At 68.9% G+C, this 18915-nt stretch carries 13 protein-coding genes and 4 pseudogenes; 10 read left to right on the top strand and 7 right to left on the bottom strand.

Features of this window, described 5'->3' with window-relative positions; all coding sequences use genetic code 11:
• Window positions 1–83: 83 nt before the first annotated feature.
• Window positions 84–239, bottom strand: a complete 156-nt coding sequence (locus tag J2S44_RS05150) for a hypothetical protein (RefSeq protein ID WP_310430161.1) — start codon at window positions 237–239, stop codon at window positions 84–86.
• Window positions 240–868: 629 nt separating this feature from the next.
• Between J2S44_RS05150 and J2S44_RS05145 the strand changes: the two are divergent.
• Window positions 869–1777: pseudogene (locus J2S44_RS05145) on the top strand (IS3 family transposase); the annotation flags it as partial.
• A gap of 245 nt (window positions 1778–2022) precedes the next feature.
• Here the strand turns inward: J2S44_RS05145 and J2S44_RS05140 are convergent.
• The 3 genes from J2S44_RS05140 to J2S44_RS05130 form a co-directional block, all read right to left on the bottom strand.
• Window positions 2023–2586, bottom strand: a complete 564-nt coding sequence (locus tag J2S44_RS05140; RefSeq protein WP_310409443.1) for a SprT-like domain-containing protein — start codon at window positions 2584–2586, stop codon at window positions 2023–2025.
• Window positions 2587–2940: 354 nt separating this feature from the next.
• A complete protein-coding gene (locus tag J2S44_RS05135; protein WP_310409442.1) occupies window positions 2941–3777 on the bottom strand; it encodes an SMI1/KNR4 family protein in 837 nt (278 codons plus the stop codon).
• A 16-nt stretch (window positions 3778–3793) separates the two neighbouring features.
• Window positions 3794–4117, bottom strand: a complete 324-nt coding sequence (locus J2S44_RS05130) for a hypothetical protein (protein WP_310409441.1) — start codon at window positions 4115–4117, stop codon at window positions 3794–3796.
• Between the two features lie 141 nt (window positions 4118–4258).
• On the opposite strand from J2S44_RS05130, the gene J2S44_RS05125 reads away from it, so the two are divergent.
• The 4 genes and pseudogenes from J2S44_RS05125 to J2S44_RS05110 form a co-directional block, all read left to right on the top strand.
• Window positions 4259–5380, top strand: a complete 1122-nt coding sequence (locus J2S44_RS05125; RefSeq protein WP_310409439.1) for a 5-methyltetrahydropteroyltriglutamate--homocysteine S-methyltransferase — start codon at window positions 4259–4261, stop codon at window positions 5378–5380.
• Window positions 5381–5755: 375 nt separating this feature from the next.
• Window positions 5756–6925 (top strand): annotated as a pseudogene (locus tag J2S44_RS05120) (IS3 family transposase).
• Window positions 6926–6961: 36 nt separating this feature from the next.
• Window positions 6962–7352: pseudogene (locus tag J2S44_RS43105) on the top strand (transposase); the annotation flags it as partial.
• Between the two features lie 250 nt (window positions 7353–7602).
• Window positions 7603–7770, top strand: a pseudogene (locus tag J2S44_RS05110) (IS110 family transposase); the annotation flags it as partial.
• A 67-nt stretch (window positions 7771–7837) separates the two neighbouring features.
• Here J2S44_RS05110 and J2S44_RS05105 read toward each other — a convergent pair.
• From J2S44_RS05105 to J2S44_RS05095, 3 genes are all read right to left on the bottom strand, one after another.
• Entirely contained in the window at window positions 7838–8794 is a 957-nt protein-coding gene (locus J2S44_RS05105) for a DUF6242 domain-containing protein (protein WP_310409434.1), read from the bottom strand.
• 413 nt (window positions 8795–9207) lie between these two features.
• Window positions 9208–10542, bottom strand: a complete 1335-nt coding sequence (locus J2S44_RS05100) for a TolB family protein (protein WP_310409432.1) — start codon at window positions 10540–10542, stop codon at window positions 9208–9210.
• A gap of 769 nt (window positions 10543–11311) precedes the next feature.
• Window positions 11312–12784, bottom strand: a complete 1473-nt coding sequence (locus J2S44_RS05095) for an endo-1,4-beta-xylanase (protein WP_310409430.1) — start codon at window positions 12782–12784, stop codon at window positions 11312–11314.
• An 898-nt stretch (window positions 12785–13682) separates the two neighbouring features.
• On the opposite strand from J2S44_RS05095, the gene J2S44_RS05090 reads away from it, so the two are divergent.
• The 5 genes from J2S44_RS05090 (at window position 13683) to J2S44_RS05070 (ending at window position 18850) form a co-directional block, all read left to right on the top strand.
• Window positions 13683–16154, top strand: coding sequence for an SAM-dependent methyltransferase (locus tag J2S44_RS05090; protein ID WP_310409428.1), 2472 nt, complete (start codon window positions 13683–13685; stop codon window positions 16152–16154).
• 76 nt (window positions 16155–16230) lie between these two features.
• The gene (locus J2S44_RS05085; protein WP_310409427.1) at window positions 16231–17025 is read left to right on the top strand and encodes a hypothetical protein; all 795 of its coding nucleotides are present in this window, start codon (window positions 16231–16233) and stop codon (window positions 17023–17025) included.
• 35 nt (window positions 17026–17060) lie between these two features.
• Window positions 17061–17726: a 2OG-Fe(II) oxygenase family protein gene (locus J2S44_RS05080; RefSeq protein ID WP_310409425.1), complete on the top strand. Its 666-nt coding sequence runs from the start codon at window positions 17061–17063 to the stop codon at window positions 17724–17726.
• A 1-nt stretch (window position 17727) separates the two neighbouring features.
• The gene (locus J2S44_RS05075) at window positions 17728–18309 is read left to right on the top strand and encodes a DUF1906 domain-containing protein (RefSeq protein ID WP_310409423.1); all 582 of its coding nucleotides are present in this window, start codon (window positions 17728–17730) and stop codon (window positions 18307–18309) included.
• Window positions 18197–18850 (top strand): ABC transporter ATP-binding protein, encoded by a 654-nt coding sequence (locus J2S44_RS05070; RefSeq protein WP_310409422.1) that lies wholly within the window; start codon window positions 18197–18199, stop codon window positions 18848–18850. The genes J2S44_RS05075 and J2S44_RS05070 overlap by 113 nt, the downstream gene beginning before the upstream one ends.
• Window positions 18851–18915: the final 65 nt, after the last annotated feature.

Below are 18915 nucleotides of genomic sequence, written 5' to 3'. Positions count from 1 at the left end.
TCGGCGAGCCCGGCTCGGCCGCGAAGGCCAGCAGACCCTGGGCCCTCGTCGGGGTCCACCAGATACCTGGTGTACAGCTCCAGCTAACCCAGCTCCGGATGCAGATAGCGCTTGAGGTCGAGATGGTGCCTGACGTCCACCTCGTGCCAGGGCCAGACCTCGGCGGACTCAGGGCTGACTCCGAAGCGGGACAACACCATCGCGGGCCCGTCGGCGAGCTGTTCGATGATGCGCTCCATGGCCGGGCTGACCTTCTCGTCACGCGAGGTGCCTCGCGGTGCCGAATGCCCGCCGAGGTCGACCAGATGCCTCTGCTCACTCGGGCTGAGACACAGCCCCGCGCCAGGGCCGTCCGCATCTGCTCAGACGGCATCGGACTACGCTGCTGCTCAAGGCGGCTGTAGTAGTCAGCTGACATCCCGGCGAGAACAGCGACCTCCTCGCGCCGCAGTCCGCCCGTACGATGACGCGGTCCCCGGGAAAGCCCGACATCCTCCGGCTGCAGCGCTTCGAGGCGCCCGGAGCATGTCCGCCAGCAGTGCTCGATCGATCGGCAGGTTGGTCTTTCTCATCGTGGTCCCGAGCGCGACGTTATCCAGTGCGGCGATGCGGTACAACGGACCGAGGGACCGGCGGCGACCATCGTGGCCGATGCTCGATTGGCGGCGGAGAGCGGCAGTACCCGGCGCCGAGGTCCCACACGAAGTCGAGAAGGGCAGACTGGATGCCTGGGGACTGCCCCCGGTTTGGTTGACTCCTGACCTGTGAGAGGGCGGTCCGTGAGGTTATGCCTGTTTCTCGGTGAGCGTGAATAGGCCGGGTTGCGCTTCGGTCAGGATGTGCTGGTTGACCAGGCGTTTCAGCTTGGCAGGTCGCGAAGGATTTCGGGATCTCCGCGTCGTGTCTGCAACGGTGGCTGAAGATCGCCGACGTCGATGACGGGAACCGTCCCGGGGTCACCACGACCGAGCCGACGGAACTCCGTGAACTGCGTAAACGCAACAAGCTCCTGGAGCAGGAGAACGATCCTGCGCCGGGCCGCGGCGTACTTCGCCAAGGAGATCTCCCCAAAATGATGTACCCGCTGGTCGATGACCTGGCCGTCGACGGGATCCCCGTCGCGGTGACCTGCCGGGTGCTGGGGTTCAGCAAGCAGGCCTACTACCATTGGTAACGCCACCCGATCACCGCACGTGACCGCGATGACGCGTACCTGATCAACGCCGCCCGTGGCATCCACGCCGACGATCCGGCGTTCGGGCATCGCTTCATCGCCGACGAGTTGTCCGCTCACGGGATCACCACCGGGATCAACCGGGTGGCAAGGCTCTGCACCCAGAACAAGATCTGGTCGGTGTTCGCCAAGAAACGCGGCCTGACCCGCCGGGCCGAGCCACCAGTACACGATGACCTGATCCGTGAACAGTTCACCGCCGACGGCCCGAACCGACTGTGGCTGACCGACATCACCGAACACCCCACAGCCGAAGGCAAGCTGTATCTGTGCGCGATCAAAGACGTGCACTCCGGCCGGATCGTCGGCTACTCCATCGACTCACGGATGGAGGCGTCTTTGGCCGTTGCCGCGCTGCGTCACGCGGTCCAGCTCCGTGACCCGGCCGGGACCGTGGTCCACTCGGACAGAGGCAGCCAATTCCGGTCCCGGCAATTCGTGAAAGCGTTACACCGCAACGGGTTGATCGGATCCATGGGCCGCGTCGGCGCCTGTGGTGACAACGCCGCGATGGAGTCGTTCTTCGCCCTGCTGCAAAAGAATGAGCCTTTTTCAACCTGATTTTGCAGTTCAGGCCGGACTGGAGGGGGCCGGTGATCGATGAGGGCGACGCTCCAGGTAGGACAGCTAATCGCAGGCCGTCGGCCATGTGCGGTTCCCGAGCCCTCAGCGAAGTGCTTACCGTCAGCGGGCTACCAAAGGCTGGACCGCCGTGAAGGCGACGCTCAGCAGGCCGGCCCTGGTGCGGACCTGGTAGCGGCTCCGGCCGCGTTTCTCGACGGTGCCGGTCAGGCCCGCGTACCTGCCTGAGCCGTCAGCCGTACGCGGTCGCCTATCGCGACGGGAGCCGGCGTGGGCTGTGGCCGGGTGTCGAGCAGCCACGACAGTTCGGCCTCGTAGCGCGGGTCCATCTGCGCGGGGTGGCCGTGATGAGTCCAGGTGTAACGGGCGGCCGGGTCGAAGCGGGGAGCGCACTCCAGGCAGGACCGGACGCGGATCGGCCGGCGATGGGCCGTCGTGCGATGACCGGCCGGGCAGATACCGGCCCAGGCGCCCTCGACCCGCGGCGCGTCCGGCGGCATGCAGCGCGCGCCCGAGCAGCCGATGCGCCGGGCGACCGTCCGCCAGACCCGATCGTGCCCGTGCCGGGGGCCGGCCAGCGCGTGCGCGATCTCGTGCAGCACCGTCTCGGTGACCTGTTCCGGAGAGTAGAGCCCCATCAGCGGCCGCGAAAGCGCGATCACCCGCTGATCCGCACGGCAGACCCCGGCCCTGGTCTTGGCGTTGTCGAACCGCAGCCGCCAACCCGTCAACCTGTGCCGCGCCATCAGCCCCGTGGCGAGTTCCCGCACGTCCGTGAGATCCAACCCGCCGCCTTTCGCACACCCGTTCCCCGAACGATCGTGCCACGTCGCCGTCCTCACAGCGTCGTGCCACTCGTCACGTGCGACAGCAGACCGTCGAGCGTACGCCCGGCGCGAACACGAACCTCGGTGCTGCGCTCGCGGCGGCGGTGACCAGGCTCGCGGGCCTGCCGAGGCATTGGTTCGACCGGACTGATCTCGAGCGACCGCTGACCCGGGTCTTCGGTCTGGCCACTGACGCCGCGCCGGCCGATCGCTACCGTCCGGTGCGCGCTCAGCTGTCCGCCGGGCCGGACCTTGAAGAAACCACGGCGTGCGCACACCCGGCGAAGGAGCGGGCACTCAGTCCTGGACCCAGCCGAGGTCGTCGCCGAAGGCGTCGCGGGACGAGTTCAGGCGGCAACCCATCGCGGGGGCGGCGCGCTGGGCGGCCTCGCGCACGAGGTCGGTGTCGGTGGGTGGAAAGGCGAAGCGGATCTGGTGACGGTAGGCCGTCTCGTACATCACGTGCCAGCGGCCGTCGGCGGCGGCGAGTGTGTCCTGCCGGGAGGCGTCCGGGCCGGCCGTCATCAGTAGCCGCGCCGCGGGCAGCGCCTCGAGCAGGGCGGTCAGGCGTGCCTCGAAGGGTGGCAGGTTGCTGCGGGACAGGCCGACGGTGGCGTACGCCAGCTCGGTGAACGGGGTGAACCACTGCGCGGCCGCGGTGAACTCGGTGGGGAACACGCCGCCGGTCCGGCCGGACAGCCAGCCGTCGAGGAAGTTCGCGACGCCGCCGGGGTGGAGCGTCCAGCCGGCGCCGCGGGGCTGCCAGACGACGATCGGCCAGGTGTCCGGCTCGCCCTCGGTCAGCCAGCACAGCCGTTCGCCGTTGCCGGTCTCGCCCCACAGCAGGATGCCGCCCGGTTCGGGGTGCAGCGGGTACGGATAGTCCTCGGGGTCGTCGTCGCGGTAGTCGCGCTCCTCGCCGAGGATGTCCCGGTTCTGCGCGGCGAGCCGCTCCGGCGGGTGCGCGGAGACCAGGCCGCAGAACTGTCCGGCCCCGTACCGCCGGGTGATCTTCTTGAAGTCGGCCGGGAGCGGTGTGCCCAGCGCGGCCTCGATCGCGTCCCAGTCGGCGTGCGCGTCGACCGGCGTGGCGGGCGGGGGCACCCGTCGCACCAGGTCGTCGATGATCGTCATGACCGGTGACACTACGTCACCAGGCTTCGGTCGGGTGGCGGCGGAACGCGCTGCGCAGAATGGGTGCATGGGTGACCTGGACGGGATTGTAGGAACGTGACAGTCCCGATGATGTCGCCGTGATCGGCGGCTTGCCGCACGAGGGCTTCAGTCGTAACGGGGTCGCGACCGCGCGGTGCTGCTGCAGTCGGCCGATCCCGCGTTCGATCGTGTTCCGTTGTTTCCACTGCCCAGCATCGAAGTCGTAGGGCAGACTGCCGGCCGCACCCCGTTGGGCGTGGCCGACAGTCCGGTCGGTCTTGATCCTGAAGATCGGTCGCACATCACTCGAACCGGGCATGTCGGCTCAGGCGCCTGTGACCTGCCGCTGCCTTGATCCTTGCCGGCGACGTCACCCTCTATGGCCTGCGAGCGCTCATCGCCTGATCCGTTTGCAAGCGGTAGCGTATTCATCACGGTAAACACCACGGAAGGATCAGCGATGACGCTGCGCGACATCCCGCCGTTCCGTGCCGACCACGTCGGCAGCCTGCTTCGCCCGCCCGTTCTGCTCAAAGCGCGCGAGCAGAAGGCCGCCGGCGAGATCAGCGCCGACGAGCTGCGTGCCATCGAGGACGACGCCATCCGCGACGTGATTCGCATGCAGCGCGATGTGGGTCTGCGCTCGGCCACCGACGGTGAGTTCCGGCGTACCTCGTGGCATATGGATTTTATCTACCGCTTAGGTGGGATCCGTCCCACCGATGAGAAGATCCAGGTGCACTTCCGCAACGAGCAGGGCGAGCTCGATTTCGAGTCGGCAGCGCTGGCGATCGACGCCCCGGTCCGGCTCATCGAGACGATCTTCGGCGACGACTTCGCCTTCCTGGCGAACGAGGTGGATGACGACATCACCGCCAAGCTGACCATCCCGTCGCCCAGCATGGTCCACTACCGGGGTGGCCGCGCGGCCATCGACCCGAAGGTCTACCCCGACGAGGAGCGGTTCTGGGCCGACCTCAGTGCCGCCTACGCCGAACAGGTTCGCCGGGTCGCCGACCTGGGCTGCCGCTACCTACAGCTTGACGACACCAGCCTCGCCTACCTGAACGACCCCGCCCAGCGGCAGCTGCTCAACGAACGCGGCGACGACGCCGAACACCAGCACCTGCGCTACATCCGCCAGATCAACGCCGCGATCGCCGATCGCCCCGCCGGCCTGGCCGTCACCACCCACATGTGCCGTGGCAACTTCCGCTCCTCCTGGGCCGCCCAAGGCGGCTATGACTTCGTCGCCGAAGCCCTGTTCAGCGAGCTGGCCGTCGACGGCTTCTTCCTGGAGTACGACGACGATCGCTCGGGCGGTTTTGCCCCGCTGCGTTTCGTCCCGCCCGGCAAACTGGTCGTCCTCGGCCTGGTCACCACGAAGAAGGGAGCCCTCGAATCCAAGGACACCCTCAAGCGCCGCATCGACGAGGCTGCCAAATACGTCCCGCTCGACCGAATCTGTCTCTCGCCGCAGTGCGGTTTCTCCTCAACGGTCGAGGGCAACGTGCTGACCTACGACGAGGAGGTCGCCAAACTCCGGCTGATCGCCGCAACCGCGGAGGAGATCTGGGGCTGACCGCTCACGTTCCTTTCCGATAAGCGTGACGGTGCCGGAGAATGCACGGCACCCGACTGTCACAAGGGCCGGTCAGCCTCCGGCCGCCAGTGGCGCGTGGTGGTCCTGCTCCGTGGACGTATCGGTGACCGGGCCCCATGCCCTGGCGAAGATGTACAGAACGCCAATCCGGAGCTTGATCAAGATGCGCCGGCCTCGGAGCTGGCGTGCCTCTTGCTGAGGCGGTCCGGGCGCCGCTGCGGGACTGAGCGCCGGATCATCGGCTGTTGCTCGTCAGTTCGATCGGGGTCGACCACGCACCAAGGTATGAGCTTGGCCCCGCGGGGCGGACACCTGAGGTGAGGTGGCCGGCGGTAGCCATGAAGGATGTCGTCTATGCCTGCCCCACACCCTGCTGAGTTCCGTGAGCGAGCTGTCGCGTTGGCCCGTGCCGGCGATAAACCGGTCGCTGAGATCGCGAAGAGTCTGCGGATCTCGGAGTCGTGTCTGCGTAACTGGATGCGTCAGGCCGATACCGATGACGCGCCCGGCGGTGCGGATCGGTTGAGCAGCGCGGAGAAGAAGGAACTCGCGGAGTTACGCCGCCGGAACCGGCAATTGGAGATGGAAGTCGACGTCCTGAAACGCGCCGCCGCGTATTTCGCCCGGGAGAACGTCCTCCCAAAGTGATCTACCCGCTGGTCCGTGAATGCGCCGACGCCGGTATCGACGTCGCCGTGGCCTGCCGGGTCCTCAACGTATCGCGTTCCGGCTACTACGGCTGGAAAGACCGGCCGCTTTCCGCCCGTGCCGCCGAGAATGAACTGTTGACGAAACATATCGTGCAGATCCACGCCGAATCCCGTCATACGTACGGGTGGCCGCGGGTACACGCCGAACTGCGTCTGGGGCTGGGCTGGGCTGGCATGTCAACCACAAGCGCGTCGCCCGGCTCATGCGCCAGGCAGGCGTTCAGGGCCTGTACCGGCGCCGGACCAGGTCCGGGCCGGCTCGGCCGGCGACGGAGGACGACCTGGTCCACCGCCGATTCGCCGTGGAGGCACCCGACCGGTTGTGGTTCACCGACATCACCGAACACCCAACGAGTGAGGGGAAACTGTACTGCGCCGCGGTCATGGACGCCTATTCACGCATGATCGTCGGATGGTCAATCGCTGACCATATCCGCACCGAGTTGGTTACCGACGCGCTCGGCATGGCCCTGATCCGCAGGAACCCGACCAAGAACGAAACAATTCTGCACAGCGACCACGGGACGCAATACACATCCTGGGCATTCGGGCAACCCTCCGCGCCGCGAACCTTCTCGGTTCCATGGGAACCGTCGGCGACTGCTACGACAACTCGATGATGGAATCGTTCTGGGGCACTCTGCAACTCGAAGTCCTCGACAAGCAGTCCTGGAAAAGCCGAACTGACCTTGCCAACGCCATATTCGAGTGGATAGAGTGCTGGTACAACCCGGTCAGACGCCATTCCAGCATCGGAATGCGCAGCCCCATCGACCACGAAACGCTCTACAACCCGCCACGCCACGACCGTTGACCCCACACCGCGGGTGTCCGGACTGCGGGGTCAAGCTCAGGGCTCCCGATCACCTGGGCCCTCGCCAACGCCAAGATCGACGAACGCCAGGTCCTGACCGTGATCCTCGACCACAACCCGACCCTGACCACCGACCGGCACGAACTGCTGATCATTGCCGACAAAGGTTACGTATCGAAACGCCACGACCGAACCTTGCCGCACGCGGCATACAGCTACTACGCCCGTCCCACCGCAACAAAACTCCACGCCCCGGAGAACACCAGCTCAAAGTCGTTCGCCACTCATCGAATCGATCAACGACACCCTCAAAGGCCAACTCGACCTCGCACTCCACGGCGGCCGAACCCCAGACGGCGCCGCCGTCCGCATCACCCAACGCCTCCTCGCACTGACCGCCGCGGTTTGGCACAACCGCGCGGCGTGAGCACACCGGGCCGGATACCGCCGCCCGAGCGCCCGGCGCCGGCGGGCAGCTTGGCGCCGTGGCGGCGGTCCCAGGTGCGCCTGCGGCGCCGGAATGCTCCTGCTGCCGGGGCTGGGCGTGCCAGCGCACACGGACGGCGAGAGCGTCGACGGCAGGTTCGGCCCTGCTGCTGGCGCGTCCGGCCTGCAGGTGCGGGCCCGGTGGAACGCGGCGGCCGCGCTCGCCGCCGGTGTCGTGGACCTGGCGCTCCCGCGTCCTCGGACCGAAGATCACCCACCCGGCGGTCCTGGACCTGCTGTCGGCCTGCGGCGGCCCGGCCGGCCTACGCAAGACCGCACCAGGTGACTTGGCAGAGATCGTCGCTGCGAAGGCGCCGAGAATGGGAACCCGACTGATTGAGGCTGTCCGGGCCGCGCTTTCCGGCGTCCTGCGGGTCGGCCGTCGCGTTGTGTGTCCCGTCCGATGTGGAGCGGTTCGGTAGGTGGTCAGGCGATCGATTCGGCCGTGCTCCAGGAGGCTCCGTCCGCCGATGTCGTGTACAGCAGCTGATTGCTGTTGTTGTTCGCCTTGTAGACGAGGAGCAGCCTGTTGTTGAACGTGGCGAGTGCCGGGCTCAGGTTGCTCGACTGTGATCCGACCGTCCGCCCGGGGCTCCAGTCGTTGCCGTCCACGGAGTTCGTGACCAGCAAGGTATGACTGGGATTGTTGGCGATGAACGCCATGAAGAGTTTGCCGCCGAGGGCGGCGAACGCCGGCCCGGTGGGACTCGACTCCCGTCCGACGTTCTTGTTGGCTGTCCAGGAGAGTCCGTTGCCCGAGTTCGTGGTCTGAAGCCGGTTGCTGCTGTTGTTCGCGCCGTACCCGAGGACCAGCCGATCGTTGAACGCGGCCAGTGCCGGGACCGCGTTGCTCGACTGAGTGCCGACGGTGCTCTCGGCATTCCAGCTGATCCCGTCGGGCGAGCTCGCGACCAGTAGTGTCCGGCTGCTGTTGTTGGCGCGATAGGCGATGTTCAGGCCGCCGTTGAATGCCACCAGCGCCGGGCTCGCGTTTGTGGACTGCGATCCCACCGTGCTGCCGCCGGTCCAGTCGAAGCCGTTGGGTGAGTTCGCGACCAGCAGGGTCCGACTGCTGTTGTTGGCGCGGTAGGCGAGATACAGCCTGCCGTTCATGACCGCCAGTGCGGGAGCCGCATCGCTCGACTGGGATCCCACCGGGAATGGCCCGGACCAGGTCTCACCGTCCGTGGAGACCGCCAGCAGCAGATCCCGCCGGCTGTTGTCGGCTGTGTAGGCGACGAAGATGACACCGTTGAAGACGGCCACTGCAGGAGAGTGCCCGGACCGGTGACTCACCGCCGCGAAGGCGGGCGCCTTCGTCGTGGACAACGCGGCGAGAACGACGACGAGGATCGTCGCCAGGTGACGCCTCAGTGCGGGCACGACATTCTCCTTCTTCTGCGAAACGCGGTGTCAGGGCTGGGTGTGGAGGCTGCCGCGTCGGTGGATGACCGCCTCCCGTGAACACCGATGATGAGGTGCGGACGAGAAGCCCCGAAGTCGTTTTGCCGGAATTACCGCTAATGAGACGGGAGGGCGGCTTCACGCCGATCGCTGCGGCAGCGCTGCGCAGGATGACGGAAGCCGGTGCTACGTCGGCGAGCGGATCGTCACCGAGCCGTCCACCGGCCGCCCCGACCACGGTCTCGGCATGCGGCGCCCGGTGCGCGGCGGCCGGCCTCACGGTCGTGTCGGTGGGTTCGGTGCCGACGAGGTCCCCGGATGTGATTCCGGGCGCCGTCCTCAGGTGTTCCCTGGGTGGGCCGGCTGCCCAGGGAACCATCGGCGACGGGCGGTCAGGAACAGGCGGTGCCGGTGACGAAGACGTCCGCGGCGGCGTTGGTGTCGGGTGCGGTCAGATTCGACGCCTCGGACGTGAACGCGACCTCCGTCCCGTCCGGCCGCAGCGACACCGCGCTCTCGCCGCCACCGTCGCGCCCGCCGGCGTCCGTGTCACCGTCGGCGTCGCCGGTCAGCCGGGTGGTGGTGCCGGTCAGCCGGTCCCGGGCGAACAGGTCGGAGCGGCCGTTGGTGTCGCCCGGGACGAGCGTGGTCGCGTCCGAGACGAACACCACGCACCTGCCGCCGTCGCTGACCCGCTGGCCCCAGCTGTCCCCGTCCGCCTGCGTGCCGTCGGAGGCGACGCTGACCAGCTCGACCTCGCCGGTCAGCCGGTCCCGTACGAAGACGTCCATCGCGTCGTTCGTGTCACCCGGCACCACCTGGTTCGACGCCGACTCGAACGTGACGTAGCGGCCGTCCCGGCTCAGCGACGCCGTGTGCAGCTCGTAGGCGCGGTTGCCGTCGGCCGGGTCGCCGGTCGCGGTGAGGCTTTCCCGGGTGGTGACGCCGGTCTGCAGATCCCGCACGTACAGGCCGACCACCGGCAGACCGTCCGGCATGATGTCGGTCGCGGAGGTGGTGAACGCGACGTACCGGCCGTCCGCGCTGATTCCCCGGCTGTAACTCGGCCAGTGCCCGTTCAAGCCGGTCGTCGCCACGCTGATCAGCGTGGTCGTGCCGAGCAGCCGGTCCCGGACGAACGCGTCCGCGCCGCGCTTGTGGTTCGCGTCCCGGCCCGGCAGCAGGTTCTGCGCCCGCGAGGTGAACGACACGAACCGGCCGTCCGCGCTGATGTCCGCGCCCCAGCTGATCGACCCGGTCGCCTCCGCGCCCGCGCCGGTCACGTTGATCCGCTCGATCGCGCCGGTGGTCAGGTCCATCAGGAACACGTCCGCGTACCCGTTCGTGTCACCGGGGACCAGGTCCGGCGCCCACGACGTGAACGCGAGGAACCGCCCGTCCGCGCTGATCTCCGGGTCGAACAGCCCGTCCGTGACGAACCCGGTCGCGGCGGTCGTCGCCGGCCGCACCGTGGTCCCGAGCAGGCGGTCGTGGACGAACACGTCCGAGACACCGTTGACGTCCCCCGGTACGAGGTCCGGCGCCTGCGACTCGAACGCCACGAACCGCCCGTCCGCGCTCATCGACGGCGCCTGACTCACCCCACCGCCCGGCCCGCCACCGCCGGCCACGCTGACCAGCTCCGTCCCGCCCTGCGACGCCACCGCCACACCCGGCACGGCGACGGCCAGCACCGCGCAGGCAAGCGCGATCCATCGAGATCCCACCGCACACCTCCATCGTCCAATGTCGATCGATGGCTTCACGGTAGAGTGCGCCGCCCGGCCACTCCTGTCGTCTTGCCGACATCGGCCGATCTCCACAAGAACTGCACGACCCGCGCGGGTACGGGGCCGTGCCGCACCGCATCGCAACCGGCGATCTCGAGCACGCGGTGCACCGCCGGTGGCTCGGCAGCGGCCCTCGGATCCTGCCCGGCGGCCACCTTCCACTCGTTAACGGTGGAACAGGGCGGGAGTGCCCCATATAACCGCGAAAGTGCATATCGTTGGCGCCTGAGCGAGGAGCGGCTGGTTCTGCCCCGCGACCGGTCTGATTTCGTGACGGCCCGCCGACCCGCGCCCGCGGACCATGCACGCTTCCGTCCCTCCCGGCGTTCCGTCATCGGCCTCGGGACGGCGGCCGCGGCCACCTGTGGACTGGGCTCCGTGCGGTCGCGACCCGCTTCGACAAACTCGCCGTCCGCTACGAAGCCACGGTCCGGATCGCCTGCATCAACGTTCGACTGGCGATCCAGTCCGGGAGAGGGCCTGCGTCCACCTTTGTCGCCTTGCCGGGCTTTGTCGTGAGTGGCGACCGCGCGGGCGGGAGTCTGTGGTGCCGTGGATCGGTAGGCCATGGGGAGGGCTTGTACGCGTTCTGGGCCGAGCGCTACCGGCAGGAGCCGCGGTCGGCGATCCTGTCGATACGGCGGCTCGTCACGGTTTGCCGTGAGGTGTCCGGAGCGGGCGACGCCCGCCCCGGACACCGGTGCGGTCAGGAGGCCGTGCAGGTCGGGGTGATGCCGGTCGCCGATCCGGTGCCCTGGAAGCCGAACTCGGTGGTCTGCCCGGTGCCGAGGCGTCCGTTGTGGCCGACGTTGGCGAAGCGGACGGCGCCGCTGGTGCCGCTCGGGGTGCTGTTCCACGCGTTGGTCACGGTGGCGCCGCTGGGCAGGTTCACCCCGACGGACCAGCCGTTGATCGACGCGGAGCCGGCGGTGACCCGTACCGTGGCGACGAAGCCGCCGTTCCAGGAGTTCAGGGACGCGGTGGCCGTGCATCCGGCCGGTACTACCGGGCTGGGTGAGGTGGAGGGCGTCACCGTCGGGGTGACCGGTGGTGTGGTGGGCGTGCCGGTGCCGCTGCGGCCCTTGTTCAGCTCGTCGAGCACGGCGTGGTACGCGGCCTTTTTCTGGTAGTTGCCGTTGCCGCCGGTGAAGAGCAGGCCCCGCTCGGAGGAGCGCCACGACTCGCTGTCCGCGATGCCCCACACGGTGATGCCGGTGCACCTCGTGACGTTCAGGCAGGCGCGGACGACCTTGCGGTAGTTGTCCGCCTGGCCCTGGCCGATGTCGTTGTTGCTCAGGTCGTCGTCGATGTCCAGCTCGGTGATGTGCACCTCGACGCCCAGGTCGGCGAAGCGCTGGATGTTGGCCTGCAGGTCGTCGCTGATGATGCTGTTCGGGTTGTCGTTGAAGTGCGCCTGGAAGCCGACGCAGTCGATGTACTGCCGGTAGTTGCTGACGATGTCGTACAGCGCGTTCGCCTTGCGGTTGGGGGTGCCGCCGCGGACGGTCAGCCCTTCCACGTCGTAGTCGTTGATGCACAGCTTGGTGGAGAGCCCGTTGGCCTGGACGACCTGCTTGGCCCGGACGAACGAGTCGCGGATGACGTCGGTGTCGCCGGCGTCGAAGAGGTCACCGTCGCCGTTCGCGTCCCGGTTCAGGGTGTGCGGCCACTCGCCGCGCCGGGTGCCCGCGTTGTTGTCGGCCAGCGCCTCGTTGACCACGTCCCAGTACGCGATCCGGTTGCCCCAGCGGGTCAGCGCGTTGCCGATGAAGGTGTTGAGCGTGGCCTGGTTGGTGCCTTGGAGGGCGCCGGCCTGCGAGTGCCAGACCAGCGTGTGGCCGCGGACGAGCATGTTGTTGGACTGCGCGTAGTTGACCAGCGTGTCGGCGGCCCCGGTGTTCTGCAGCCCGCCGCTGGACGTGGCGATCGTGGCCGGTTTCATGTCGTTCTCGGGGGTGAGCTGGTTGAACTCCTGGGCCACGATCGGGCTGAGCCGGCCGGGTGAGGCCGCCACCCCGAAGAAGAGGCCGGCCTTGGCGGCGGCCGCCCGCAGCGTGGTCTCGGCCGCGGCGGCCGGCGTGATCCCTTGGACGATGGCCGCGCCACCGGCCAGCAGCAGTACCGCCGCCGGCAGGGCCATTCTGGTACGTCTCCTGCGCTGGTCCGGGCTGCGGCTCACGGGGACTCCCTCCAAATCGATCGTCATGCGTCGATATGTTTCACCGTCGCAAAGTATCGATACCGGTACGTCGGGATGTCAACTCCCGGAAAACTTCCGGAATGCCGTACGCGCCGATCCGGCGGAAATGACCCGGCCGCGGCCGCCAACCCGGTCACCGCGGCAACGGACCGAAGCCGGAGTTCCACCGCCCACCGGCGCCGTTCTGCGGCGCGCGAGTCGTCAGCTCGGCTCCCGCGTGACCACCGCCCGACGCGGTCACGCGCCACAGCACCAAGGCCGGCCCGCGCCGCGGCGGCCACGGGCCGGCGGGCGCCGCGGCGAACGTAGCGGCCCGCTACCCGGCATGCTGCACCTGACACGCACCCCGCGCGGGTCACGCGGACCGGGAACGGCGGCAAGCGCGTCCAGCGGTCCGCCGTGTTCCCGTGGGTGACCGGTGCGGCGGGGATGTGGGGGCGCGCTGCTACCGCGAGTGCAGGGATGAGAGATGATGCCGTCCCGGCGACAACAACCCACATCTCCGCGGTACGGCCGTGAGCACCCGACAGTACGTACGGTGATTTCTCGTGGGCGGCCGATGGCCGGCGCGCGGGTCCCGGGTCGTGCCCACCTCCGCAGTCGCCGACTGCAACCTCGTGCGTCCGCGCTCGTCGCGGCCTCTTCGGCGCGGACGGTGGCGCCGACCGTCGGTGGGGCCGCGCCGCCCGGCGCGCGACTGTTGCGGTGCGCCGTCACCCGGACCGGCCTGCACGACGGCGCGGAGGAAGCCGCCGCTGCTCGCGGCCTGGCTCGCCGCCCTCGCCCGCTTCGGCCGGCCTCCGGCAAAGAGCAGATATCTGACATAGCGGGCGGTAGCGTAGCGCTAACACTCGGCAATGAAAGTGGGGGTCGCTCGATGATCGAGGTCGATGGGCGGGCGCCGTGCACCGAGGACTATCCATCCGCCGCGGTGGCGGCGGCCCGGTGGAGCGACCTCGCCAAGGAGATCACTGAGGCGGCCCTGCGTCGCGATGACGGTGGGCCGAGCCCGTCGTCCGCCGGACCGGGTTCGCTGCTGATTCTCGGATCCGGCATCGCCAGCCTGGGCTTCACCCGCGACGCCGAGGCCGAGTTGCGCGCCGCCGACCGGGTCTTCTTCTGTGTCGCGGACGTGCCGACTGCGGTGTGGCTGCGCCGGCTGCGGCCCGACGCGTTCGACCTCTACGTCCTCTACGAGGACAGCAAGCCGCGCTACCACACGTACGTGCAGATGACCGAGGCGATCCTGCACTACGTGCGGGCCGGGCAGCGGGTGGTGGCGGTCTTCTACGGCCACCCGGGTGTCTTCGTGCTCTCCACCCACCGGGCGATGAAGATCGCGCGGCAGGAAGGGCACCGTGCGGTCATGCGGGCCGGGATCTCGGCGCTCGACTGCCTCTGCGCCGATCTCGGCGTCGACCCGGCGCAGCCCGGTCTGCAGACCTACGAGGCGACCGACATGCTCATCCGCGGACGCCGCCTGGACACCAGCATGCACGTCGTCCTCTGGCAGGTCGGCCTGATCGGGGACATGGGTTATCGCCGCAAGGGCTTCCACAACCGCAACCTCGGGGTCCTGGTCGAATACCTGCAACGTGCGTACGGCGAGGACTACGAGGTCACCCACTACATCGCCGCCCGCTATCCGACGATGGAGCCGACGATCGCGGTGCACCGGCTCAGCGAACTCACCGACCCGCGGGTGCACCGGACGGTCACCGGCATCTCGTCGCTGTATCTGCCGCCCAAGGACGGCATCGCGACCGACATGGAGATGGCGGTGCGGCTCGGGCTCGCCCGGCCGGGTGACACGCCACTGCCGCCCCGGCCGCTGCGGGAGATCGACCAGCACGGGCCGCGGGAGAGCCGTGCGGTGCGGGAATTCGCCGGTTTCGAAGTGCCCGAGGACTATCAGTACCAGCATCCGACCGCGGCCTGTGACTTCCTGATCCAGCTCGCCGACGACATCGAACTGCAGCGCCGCTACCGTACCGATCCGGCCGGTGCCCTGTCCCCGGAGTCGTTCCCGGGCCTCAGCGACCGGGAGCGGAGGCTGCTGCTGACCCGCCGGGAGGGCGCCGCGCAGCTCGCGGCGAAGGGCGCCGTCGTGTCGGACGCGCCGAACGAGCGCCTGGTCCGTGGCGCGCTGCGCCGGGTGCACACCGCGCGACAGCTGGCCGACGCCATCACCCGCTGCGGACGGGAACGCAGCCGCCGGCCACTGCTCGCTTTCGCCGACGGCCTCGGCTACCGGGTCCGCTGGCCGAGCCTGGGTACGGCGATCGACGACGTGCTGAGCGACTCGCTGCAACCGTGGAGCGGTGTATACCTCGACGAGGCGAGCCGGGCGGTGCTGACCGTCGTCGGCAGCGCCCGCGCGAACGGCGCCAGCGTGGTGTTTCTCGACGGCGTTCGGCTGCGTGACGTCACGTTCGTCGACGGCCGGCTGCGGTGGGACGGGCCCGGCGGGGTGGGGTTCGCCTCGCTGACGTTCGGCTGCGCCGATCGGGTGCGCCGGGTGACGGGCACCTGGCGGACCGGCGCGGACGGGCCGGCACGGGAACTCGACGCCGCGGAGCCGACGGCGGCCGGCCCCGCACTGGCCGGGTGGACCGGCCGCTACCTCGTGCGTTCCGGCACCGGCCCGGCCGTACCCGTGGAGATCGGTGTCGGTTCCGACGGCAGGCCGGTGCTCGGCGTGGCCGGCGAGCGGATCGCCGGGGCTCTCCCGGCGGACGGCGCCCTGCGCTGGGCCGGCGGCTCCGTGCGGGTGCAGGCGCCGACGGGGCAGAGCCGGCGCCTGACCGGCACGATCGACGGCCTCGGCCCGGTGCAGGGAGACGAGGATCCCGGTTACATCGCGCCCTACGCCGGCGTCTACCACGTCCGCGGCGGCGGCCGCGTCGCGACTCTGACCGTCACGGCCGCGCCGGGCCGGGTGCTCGTCGGCGGATCCTGCCTCGACGGTGAGCACGAGGCCGTGTTCCACAACCGGGAGCTGACCTGGGACTCGGGCTCGGTACGCCTGTTCGTCGATCCGCTGACCGGGGCGCCCTCGCTGTACGGCACGCTCGCCGGCGAGATCCGCATCCAGGGCATCACCGCGGGAGGAGCCGGCGGGACCGGTGGTGACGAGCCCACGGTGTGGCACGTCGGGGCCGGGTCGCTGCCCGCGTGGTCGCTGCCGGGCTGGGCCGTCGCGTCGTTGCGCGCCGTCGCCGAGCCGTGGCGCCCCCACGGCGGCCTGCAGCTCTACTCCGAGTGGCTGAAGGTCACCGCCACCCACCAGCTTCTGCGCGGCGTCGCCGAGCGGCTGCCGCACCTGCGCTCCGTCGTCCACGACAGCTGACGGGCGCACCGGCGCCGGCCATCACCGGCGCCGGAATGCCACCCACCAGAGCCGACTGCTGAAACGAGACCACACCATGTCGCAACCCGTGCTGCCCGCCGTACCCGACGGCACTCAGATGGATCCGATCAACGTCGACGTGGATGTCGACGTGGACGTCGACGTGGACGTCGATGTCGATGTCGACGTGGATGTCGACGTGGACATCGATGTGGACATCGACGTCGACGCGATCGCGGTCGTGGACGTGGACATCGACGTGGACATCGACGTCGACGTGGAGGTCGACGTGGACGTGGACGTGGACGTCGACGTGGACATCGACACCGACGTCCCGGCGCAGCCGGGCAACTTCACCCGGATCGTCAGCAGCCTCAACACCTGGGTACAGGCGAACCCGATCAAGGCGTCGCTGCTGAAGTATCTCGGCGGTGCGGTCGGCTCGTACTTCGTCAAGAAGCTGATGGCGTGGGCAGAGGGCCAGGGTGACACCGACGCGCCCAACACCGACCCGCAGACCACCCAGGGCCTCGTCATCATCCTCAACTACATGCTCACCGATGCGGTGCCGGCGCAGGAACGGTGGCAGACGTTCGGCTCATTCGTGCAGAGCGAGTCGCCGGCCGTCGGCGACCAGGAGCTGATCCTGGCGATGATGATGTCCACGCCCGACCAGACCTCCGACACCCAGGCGGCGGCCTGGCGCTGGACCGAGGCGGACAAGACCGCTCTGGTCAACCAGCTGGCCGCGATGACGCCCGTCTCGTCGATCTACACCTTCGTCTCCACGTACCAGTATCAGGGCCGCACGTTGCCGGTGAAGACCGCCGCAGCGGTGATCCTCAGCGCCCTGCGGCAGACGCACGGCTAGCCCCGATGGTGAGAACGCTGCTACCGCTGAGCCCGGTGCCGGACGCCCGCGGTGCGATGCGCGATGCGCGCCTGGTGCGCTACGACACCGGCCGCTATCCCTTCGCCGCGCTGGCGGCCCGGGCGTTCGAGGTCGACGACCTCGGCCGTCTGCACGACAAACCCGGCCTGTACGACGACGGCGCCGGTCGCCCGACCTATCAGGACAACGTCGCGCTGCGCACCCAGCTGCGCGACCGCCTGGCGGATCTGGGCTTCGGGACGGTGTACACCGCGTTGATGCGTGAGGTCGTCGCACCGATCTTCGGCTGCGGGCTGGCCTTCTCCCGCAATCCTCAGTTACGGGTGCACCTCGCCGGTGGGCCGAGCGCCAGCGCGTGGCACACCGACCACCAGGTGCTGCACCGTACCGACCAGATCAACGCGTGGCTGCCGTTCGTCGACGCCTGGGGCACCAACACGCTGTGGGTGGAGAGCGACTACGGCACCCACGACTACGCGCCGGTACCCGTGCGGTACGGCGAGATCCTGCTGTTCGACGGCACCTTTCTGATGCACGGCAGCGTCGCCAACGACAGCGGCCACACCCGGGTCGGGATGGACTTCCGATTCGCACCGAAGCAGCCCGGGGTGCTGCACGACTTCCTGCCCAGCCGTGCGCGCAGCGAGACGCTCACCTCTCTCTCCTCAAGCGGAGGCTGACATGACAGTGGTAGCCAATGGTGTCGACTTCTCCGGAGCACGACCGAGCGTCGACACGCTGAAGAAGAACGGCAAGTCCTTCGTCATCCGGTACCTCGCACCGAGCAATCCGGACACCGCCTGGAAGCTGCTCACCAAGGCCGAGGTGCAGGAGTACCACAGCGGCGGTATCCACATCGTCAGCAACTTCGAGTGGTACGGCAACCGCGCCCTGGAAGGTCATGCCGCCGGCGTGGAAGACGCGAAGGTCGCGGCCGCGCAACACCTCGAGGTCGGTGGGCCGGCCAACCGGCCGATCTATTTCAGCGTCGACACGGAGACGTCCGGTGAGAGCGTGTCCGACTACTTCACCGGCGTCGCCGGCGTCATCGGTCACGAACGCACCGGCGTGTACGGCTCGTACGACGTGGTGAAATACCTGCTCGACCACAAGCTCGTGGCATGGGCGTGGCAGACGTACGCCTGGTCGAATGGCCAGTACGACCAGCGGTGCCAGCTGGCCCAGGACAAGGACGGGGTCACCATGGACGGCAACGCGGTGGACCTCGACACGGCCCACGCGTCGGACTACGGACAGTGGTGACCTCGCGCATCGGCTGAGAAACGATGACCTGAGCCGGGTGGGCGCCCGCGACATGGTCCGGCACGGCATCGGCTACGTGCCGGAGGGCAGGCACGTCTTCCCCGGACTGCCGGTGGAGAAGAACCTGCTGCTCGGCGCGTACGCCCGCAGGTGGAACGCCGAAACCCGGACCACCCTGGACGAGGTCTACGCGCTGTTCCCGGTGCTCGCCGACATGCGGTCCCGGCTGGCCGGGGCGCTCTCCGGCGGCCAGCAACAGATGCTGGCCATCGGCCGCGCGCTGATGTCCCGCCCCCGGCTGTTGCTGCTCGACGAACCGTCGATGGGCCTGTCGCCGAAGCTGGTCGAGGACATCGTCGCGGTCCTGCAGCGGCTGCGCACCGAAGGGCTCGGCATCCTGCTCGTCGAGCAGAACGCCAAACTCACCTTCGAAGTCACCAACCGATGCCTGGTGGTCGACAACGGCGAGGCGGCGATGACCGGCACCTCCGGCCAGCTACGCCGCGACCCCCAGGTGCGCCGCATCTACCTGGGCCTATGAGGGCCACCCGGTTCATGTACTCAGGCCGCGGCGACACAGGCGACACGTGCCGGGCGGGGGCGCGA

The sequence above is a fragment of the Catenuloplanes niger genome, from assembly GCF_031458255.1.
Taxonomy (GTDB): Bacteria; Actinomycetota; Actinomycetes; order Mycobacteriales; family Micromonosporaceae; genus Catenuloplanes; species Catenuloplanes niger.
The sequence above is the reverse complement of the archived record's forward strand: the minus strand, read 5'-3'. Positions and strand labels throughout refer to the sequence as shown.

Excerpts from the sequence above, each read along its gene's own strand:
- J2S44_RS05150 (WP_310430161.1), bottom strand. The coding sequence starts at position 239 with ATGGAGCGCATCATCGAACAGCTCGCCGACGGGCCCGCGATGGTGTTG.
- J2S44_RS05135 (WP_310409442.1), bottom strand. The coding sequence starts at position 3,777 with ATGACGATCATCGACGACCTGGTGCGACGGGTGCCCCCGCCCGCCACG.
- J2S44_RS05130 (WP_310409441.1), bottom strand. The coding sequence starts at position 4,117 with ATGCCCGGTTCGAGTGATGTGCGACCGATCTTCAGGATCAAGACCGAC.
- J2S44_RS05125 (WP_310409439.1), top strand. The coding sequence starts at position 4,259 with ATGACGCTGCGCGACATCCCGCCGTTCCGTGCCGACCACGTCGGCAGC.
- J2S44_RS05090 (WP_310409428.1), top strand. The coding sequence starts at position 13,683 with ATGATCGAGGTCGATGGGCGGGCGCCGTGCACCGAGGACTATCCATCC.
- J2S44_RS05085 (WP_310409427.1), top strand. The coding sequence starts at position 16,231 with ATGTCGCAACCCGTGCTGCCCGCCGTACCCGACGGCACTCAGATGGAT.
- J2S44_RS05075 (WP_310409423.1), top strand. The coding sequence starts at position 17,728 with ATGACAGTGGTAGCCAATGGTGTCGACTTCTCCGGAGCACGACCGAGC.
- J2S44_RS05070 (WP_310409422.1), top strand. The coding sequence starts at position 18,197 with ATGGCCAGTACGACCAGCGGTGCCAGCTGGCCCAGGACAAGGACGGGG.